At 26.9% G+C, this 301-nt stretch carries 1 pseudogene; it reads right to left on the bottom strand.

Annotated features, from left to right (window positions below):
* Positions 1–68: 68 nt before the first annotated feature.
* Positions 69–301, bottom strand: a pseudogene (locus V6246_RS18240) (hypothetical protein); the annotation flags it as partial.

Here is a 301-nt window from a genome sequence, read left to right as displayed (position 1 = left end):
AAGAAGTTTAATTAATTTAATTTTTGTTTAACTTATTTTGTATATTTGTTAAACAAAAATTAAATTAATTAAACTTCTTTTAAAAGAGGAAGTATATTCGGGAAGAATTTAATGTCCGATTTAAATGCTGATTCATCAAGTTCCTGCAATTTATAACCTGCTGCCAGTAGTTTGTGCTGTGTTTGTGCTAAGTTTTTGTCTAAATCTTTAAAGTATCCTTCTACTAAATCTACACTTGGGCTTACGGTAATGGAGGTTATAAAACACATTTTAGAATCGCTATTAATGAATGAATTTAAGT

The sequence above is a fragment of the Algibacter sp. TI.3.09 genome, assembly GCF_038154905.1.
Lineage (GTDB): Bacteria > Bacteroidota > Bacteroidia > Flavobacteriales > Flavobacteriaceae > Algibacter.
The sequence above is the reverse complement of the archived record's forward strand: the minus strand, read 5'-3'. Positions and strand labels throughout refer to the sequence as shown.